Origin of the sequence: Nocardioides sp. (assembly GCF_047607185.1) — a bacterium.
Lineage (GTDB): Bacteria > Actinomycetota > Actinomycetes > Propionibacteriales > Nocardioidaceae > Nocardioides.
The window spans coordinates 1-6,783 of record NZ_JASGDQ010000014.1 but is presented as its reverse complement, the minus strand read 5'-3'; the positions used below and the strand labels follow the sequence as shown (position 1 = coordinate 6,783).

The following is a 6,783-nucleotide window of genomic DNA, read 5'->3' as shown; positions in this document are numbered from 1 at the left end:
GGTGTCCAGATCGGTGTCCACGAAAGCCTCCAGAGCTTGAGTTGGTTCGCAACACCGACTCTTGGACACCCTCGACCTATTTCACCCTCGCCACACCGGCCCCAGCCCTTGGAATAAGTCATCTAGTGTCGGCCCGCACCCGTGACAGAGGGGGAAACACGAGGTTTACCGCACGGCAACTCGCGACCGGCAGTTAAGCGATAACTTCACCAACAGAACGCGGGGCCACAGGGGCGGACGCGCACGGAGGGAGCGACGGATCATGGTCGATGTCACGGTGAGCCTGGGAGCCAACAAGTACGGCAAGGCCGAGAATCGCGTGGTTCGGATCGTGCGAGACACGCCCAGGCACGAGATCATCGACCTCAACGTCACCTCGCAGTTGCGAGGCGAGCAACTGCTCGACTCCTATCTGACGGGGAACAACGCCCTGGTCGTGGCCACCGACACCCAGAAGAACACCATCTTCGCCTTCGCCAAGGAGTACGGCGTCCCCTCGGTCGAGGAGTTCCTGCTGCGGCTGGGCGACCACTTCGTCGGATCGTTCGAGTGGATCGAGGGCGGGCTGTGGCAGGCCGAGCAGTACGACTGGGAGCGCATCGTCGTCGACGGCGCACCGCACGACCACTCCTTCGTGCGGAAGGGCCAGGGCACCCGGCTGGCGGCGGTGCAGAAGGTCGACGGCGCCACCCACGTCACCGGGGGCGTCAAGGACCTGGTCGTGCTGAAGTCGACCGGTAGTGAGTTCTCCGGCTTCCCCCGCGACAGGTACACCACCCTGGTCGAGACCGACGACCGGGTGATGGCGACCTCGGTGACCGGCCGGTGGCGCTTCCTGCCCGAGGCCGTCGAGGCGGGCATCGACTACAACGGGCTCTACGCCGAGGTCACCGCCGTACTGTTGGCGACCTTCGCGAGCGTGCACTCGCTGGCCCTGCAGCAGACCCTGTTCGAGATGGGCAAGGCGGCCATCGAGGCGCGCCCGGAGATCGCCGAGGTCCGCTTCGCGATGCCCAACAAGCACCACTTCGTCTACGACCTGTCCCCGTTCGGCCTGGAGAACCCGAACGAGGTCTTCCACGCCGACGACCGTCCCTACGGCCTCATCGAGGGAACCGTCGTGCGCGACGGCGCCGCTCCGGCGCCCGATGCCTGGCTCGACCTGCCGACCTTTGTGTGAGTGGCGGACTTGAGTTTGTCCGCGAGGAGCGCAACCCTGCACAGGTGGAGCCCGCCACCGCCGACCTCGAGTGGTTCAAGACGGCCGTCTTCTACGAGGTGCTGGTCCGCTCCTATCGCGATGCCGACGGCGACGGCGTCGGCGACTTCCGCGGCCTGACCGAGCGGCTCGACTATCTCGCCTGGCTCGGCGTCGACTGCGTCTGGCTGCCGCCGTTCTTCCCCTCGCCGCTGCGCGACGGCGGCTACGACGTCGCCGACTTCACCGGCGTCCATCCGGCGGTGGGCACCATCGACGACTTCAAGGTCTTCCTCGACGAGGCCCACCAGCGCGGCATCAAGGTGATCATCGACTTCGTCGTCAACCACACCAGCGACGCCCACCCCTGGTTCCAGGCCAGCCGCGAGGACCCCGGCGGGCCCTATGGCGACTTCTACGTGTGGTCCGACACCGACGACGGCTACCCCGACGCCCGGATCATCTTCGTCGACACCGAGCCGTCGAACTGGACCTGGGACCCGGTGCGCCAGCAGTACTTCTGGCACCGCTTCTTCGCCCACCAGCCCGACCTCAACTACGAGAACCCCCGGGTCCACGAGGAGATCCTGGGCGCGATGCGGTTCTGGCTCGACCTCGGCCTGGACGGCTTCCGGCTCGACGCCGTCCCTTACCTCTACGAGCGCGAGGGCAGCAACGGCGAGAACCTTCCCGAGACCCACGAGTTCCTCAAGAAGGTACGGCGGATGGTGGACGCCGACTATCCCGGCACTGTGCTGCTCGCCGAGGCCAACCAGTGGCCCGCCGACGTGGTCGACTACTTCGGCGCCGTCGAGGACCCCGCAGGCGGCGGCATGATCGGCACCGAGTGCCACATGTGCTTCCACTTCCCGGTGATGCCGCGGATCTTCATGGCGGTGCGGCGCGAGTCCCGGTTCCCGATCAGCGAGATCCTGGAGCAGACCCCGCCGATCCCGAGCGGCTGCCAGTGGGGCATCTTCCTGCGCAACCACGACGAGCTAACCCTGGAGATGGTCACCGACGAGGACCGCGACTACATGTGGGCCGAGTACGCCAAGGACCCCCGCATGAAGGCCAATATCGGCATCCGGCGCCGGCTGGCGCCGCTGCTGGAGAACGACATCGACCGGATCGAGCTGTTCACCGCGCTGCTGCTCTCCCTGCCGGGCTCCCCGGTGCTCTACTACGGCGACGAGATCGGCATGGGCGACAACATCTGGCTCGGCGACCGAGACGGGGTCCGCACCCCGATGCAGTGGTCCCCCGATCGCAACGCCGGCTTCTCCGTGGCCAACCCCGGCCGGCTCGACCGCCCCGTCGTCCAGGACCCCGTCTACGGCTACCAGGCCGTCAACGTGGAGGCGCAGCTGGAGGACCCCTCCAGCCTGCTGCGCTGGACCCAGCGGATGGTGCAGGTGCGCAAGCAGCACCCGGCGTTCGGGCTGGCTCCTTCGCCGACCTGGGTGGCTCCAACCCGTCGGTGCTCTCCTACGCCCGGGAGCACCGGCGCTCCGAGACCGGGACGAACGCCGCATCGGAGCTCGACCAGGTGACCGGAGCCAGCGACGTCATCATCTGCGTCAACAATCTCTCTCGCTTCCCGCAGCCGGTGCAGCTCGACCTGCGCCGCTTCGAGGGCATGGTCCCCGTGGAGCTGCTGGGCGGGGTGCCGTTCCCGCCGATCGGCGAGCTCCCCTACCTGCTCACCCTGGGCGGCCACGGCTTCTACTGGTTCCGTCTCACCCAGCCGGTCACCGAGCCGAAGGAGGAGGCACTGTGAGAAGCGAGCTTGCGAGCGAGCCGATGGCACCACAGCGGCCACGAGCGAAGCGAGGGGTGACGCTGTGACCTCCATAAGCCACCAGGTGATCGCGGACTACCTCACCCGCACCCGCTGGTTCAGCGGCAAGGGCCGACCGTTCGAGGTCACCTCCATCGAGACCATCGGGGAGGTCCCCGGCCGGATCGAGGACAGCCCGATCGTGCCCATCTACCTCGTCGGCGTCAGCTACGCCGACGCGGCGCCCGGCGCCGTGGCCGACACCGAGCTCTACCAGGTGCCGCTGGCGCTCTACGAGCACCCGCAGGCCCGGCTCGACCACGCCTTCGTCGGCTGGTGGGAGGACGAGCGGACCTACCCCTGGGGCAACGGCTGGGTGCACGCCTACGACGCCCTCCACGACCGGAAGGCGATGGCCTGCTGGCTGCGCTCCTTCGCCGAGCCCGACACGAGCAGCCGGATCGCCTTCCATGCGCTGCCCGGCCACGATCTCGACCTGACCGCGCACTCCACGCTGTTCTCCGGGGAGCAGTCCAACTCCTCGGTGGCCTTCGGCGAGGACGCCTACCTGAAGGTCTTCCGCAAGGTCACCCCCGGCGTCAACCCCGACATCCAGCTGCACCAGGTGCTCACCGAGACCGGCTCGGAGAACATCGCGGCGCTCTACGGCTGGGTCGACGTGCTGGTCCCCGACGACGCGCCGCCGGAGCAGCAGCAGGTGCTGCAGCTCGCCATGCTGCAGCAGTTCTTCCGCACCGCCACCGACGGCTGGGACCTCGCGCTGGCTTCCGTCCGGTCCCTGTTCGGCGACCCGGAGGTACCTGCCTCGCTCTCCGGCGGCGACTTCGCCGGCGAGGCGAGCCGGCTCGGCGAGGCGCTGGCCGAGGTGCACGGCCAGCTCGCCGAACACTTCCCCACCCAGGTGCAGGGCCCGGAGGCCACCTCGGCGCTGGCCGAGGCGCTGGCCGAGCGGCTGGAGCGGGCCGTGGCCGCCGTACCCGCCCTGGGCGCGTACGCCGGTCCGCTGGCCGACACCTTCACCCGGGTCGCCGATCTGGACTCGATCACGGTGCAGCGGGTGCACGGCGACCTCCACCTCGGCCAGACGCTGCGCACCTCGAAGGGCTGGAAGCTGGTCGACTTCGAGGGCGAGCCGGCCCGGCCGCTGGCCGAGCGGATGCTGCCCGACTCCCGCTGGCGCGACGTGGCCGGGATGCTGCGCTCCTTCGACTACGCGCCCCGCGCGATCGAGCACGGCCAGGTCGACGGCGATCCGGTCGCTCGCGAGCAGCGCCGGATCCGGGCCGAGGAGTGGGCGATCCGCAACCGCAACCACTTCCTGGTCGGCTACTCCCCCGACGGCCTCAGCGACGACGAGCGGGTGCTGCTGGACGCCTATGTCGCCGACAAGGCGGTCTACGAGGCGGTCTACGAGGCCCGCAACAGGCCCGGCTGGCTGGACATCCCGCTCGCTGCGGTAGCACGGCTGGCCGAGGACTCCGACGAAGGAGGTGGCCTGGGATGACCGGGCTCGGAGAGATCGACCTGCACCTGATCGGCGAGGGCCGCCACGAGCAGCTCTGGCGGGCGCTGGGCGCCCATGTCCGTCGTGACGACGCCGGCGCGCTGCTCGGCACCGACTTCGCGGTCTGGGCGCCCGGAGCCCGGGAGGTCCGGCTGATCGGCGACTTCAACGGCTGGAACACCGACACCCACGCCATGGCGCGGACCGGCTCGGGGGTGTGGCAGGCCTTCGTGCCCGAGGCCGGCTCCGGCGACCGCTACAAGCTCTCGATCCGCGGTGCCGACGGCCACTGGCGGGAGAAGGCCGACCCGATGGCGTTCTCGGCCGAGGTGCCGCCGCTGACCGCATCGAGGATCTTCGAGTCGACCTACGCCTGGGGCGACGCCGACTGGCTGACCGCGCGCGCCGAGGCCAATCCGGTCGAGGTGCCGATGAGCGTCTACGAGGTCCATCTGGGCTCCTGGCGCCGGGGCCGCGGGTACGCCGAGCTGGCCGAGGAGCTGACGGCGTACGTCACCGACCTGGGCTTCACCCATGTCGAGCTGATGCCGGTGATGCAGCATCCCTTCGGCGGCTCGTGGGGCTACCACGTGACGTCGTACTTCGCGCCGGACGCGCGGCTGGGCAGCCCGGACGACTTCCGGCTGCTCGTCGACCGGCTGCACCAGGCCGGCATCGGGGTGATCCTCGACTGGGTGCCCGGCCACTTCGCCACCGACGACTTCGGGCTGGTGCGCTTCGACGGCACCCCGCTCTACGAGCATCCCGACCCCCGGCGCGGCTGGCATCCCGAGTGGGGCTCGCACATCTTCGACTTCGGTCGGCCCGAGGTGCGCAACTTCCTCTACGCCAACGCGATCTACTGGGCCGAGGAGTTCCACGCCGACGGGCTGCGCGTCGACGGGGTCGCCTCCATGCTCTACCTCGACTACGCCCGCAAGGACGGCGAGTGGGTGCCCAATCGCCACGGTGGCCGGGAGAACCTGGAGGCGGTGCAGTTCCTGCAGGAGCTCAACGCCACCATCTACAAGCGGGTCCCGGGGATCACCACCATCGCCGAGGAGTCGACCTCGTGGCCAGGCGTCACCCGCCCCACCAGCGATGGCGGACTGGGCTTCGGCTTCAAGTGGAACATGGGCTGGATGCACGACACCCTCGACTACGTCCACCGCGATCCGGTGCACCGCTCCTGGCACCACACCGATCTCACCTTCGCGCTCACCTACGCCTGGTCGGAGAACTACGTGCTGCCGATCTCGCACGACGAGGTGGTGCACGGCAAGGGCTCGCTGCTGCGCAAGATGCCCGGCGACCGGTGGCAACAGCTGGCCACGCTGCGCTGCCTGCTCGCCTTCCAGTGGGCCCACCCCGGCAAGCAGCTGCTCTTCATGGGCTCGGAGTTCGCCCAGGACAACGAGTGGGCCGAGTCCGGCGAGCTCGACTGGTGGCTGCTCGACGCCCCGTGGCACGCCGGCGTCCGGGCCGCCGTCCGCGACCTCAACCACGCCTATCTCGACTCCCCGGCGCTGTGGCGCCGCGACAACTCCCCCGAGGGCTTCTCCTGGATCGACGCCGACGACGCCGCCCACAACACCTACTCCTTCCTCCGGCGCGCCCCCGGCGGCCGCGACGTGGTGTGCGTGGCCAACTTCGCGGCGGTGCCGCAGGAGGGCTACCGGCTCGGCCTGCCACACGCCGGGGAGTGGGAGGAGATCCTCAACACCGACGCGGAGAGCTACGGCGGCTCCGGGGTGGGCAATCTGGGCCGGGTCAGCGCCATCGGCACGCCGTACGGCGGTCAGCCCGCCTACGCCCTGGTCCGGGTGCCCCCCCTGGGCGCCCTCTGGCTGCGCCACGTCGCGTGATCCCCGCGCAGCGGCGGTTGGCTAGGGAACCGCTGATCTATGCGCCATCTGGCTGTGGCGGTCGGGGCCGGTCCTGATCCGGGCGCCGGGGGGACTGTGGGAGGCCCGCGGACCTGGCCCGTTCGCCCCGGGTCCGGGGCCTGTGGGCCGGTTTCGGGCAGGCCGGCGCCCGGGCCGTCACCCCATCAGAGCGACGGCCCGGGCCCGCATCAACCAGTTCGCTGAGGCGAACAACACCTTGAGGTGGTTCAAGTTCTTGCCGATGCCGCGGTAGCGGGTCTTGGTGAATGAACCGCCCTGGGCGAGTCGGAGGGTCTGAAGAGACTCACGGAAGGAAGATCGGCTCGTGCCTGCAGCGAGGAAGTATGACGAGGAGACGATGGCCAGGGCGGTGCGGATGTACCGCGACCGGATC

At 69.5% G+C, this 6,783-nt stretch carries 4 protein-coding genes and 1 pseudogene; 4 read left to right on the top strand and 1 reads right to left on the bottom strand.

Annotated elements, in window-relative coordinates:
* The first annotated feature begins 262 nt into the window (after positions 1-262).
* From pucL to glgB, 4 genes and pseudogenes are all read left to right on the top strand, one after another.
* The gene (gene pucL, locus QM595_RS01810; RefSeq protein ID WP_415169809.1) at positions 263-1,180 is read left to right on the top strand and encodes a factor-independent urate hydroxylase; all 918 of its coding nucleotides are present in this window, start codon (positions 263-265) and stop codon (positions 1,178-1,180) included.
* A gap of 44 nt (positions 1,181-1,224) precedes the next feature.
* A pseudogene (treS, locus tag QM595_RS01805) lies at positions 1,225-2,978 on the top strand (maltose alpha-D-glucosyltransferase).
* A 64-nt stretch (positions 2,979-3,042) separates the two neighbouring features.
* On the top strand, positions 3,043-4,503 hold the full coding sequence (locus QM595_RS01800) for a maltokinase N-terminal cap-like domain-containing protein (protein WP_415169808.1): 1,461 nt from the start codon (positions 3,043-3,045) through the stop codon (positions 4,501-4,503).
* Entirely contained in the window at positions 4,500-6,368 is a 1,869-nt protein-coding gene (gene glgB / locus QM595_RS01795) for a 1,4-alpha-glucan branching protein GlgB (RefSeq protein WP_415169807.1), read from the top strand. Before QM595_RS01800 ends, glgB begins: the two co-directional genes overlap by 4 nt.
* A gap of 177 nt (positions 6,369-6,545) precedes the next feature.
* Here the strand turns inward: glgB and QM595_RS01790 are convergent.
* The coding region (locus QM595_RS01790; RefSeq protein WP_415169806.1) for a hypothetical protein at positions 6,546-6,783 on the bottom strand (238 nt) is incomplete at its 5' end.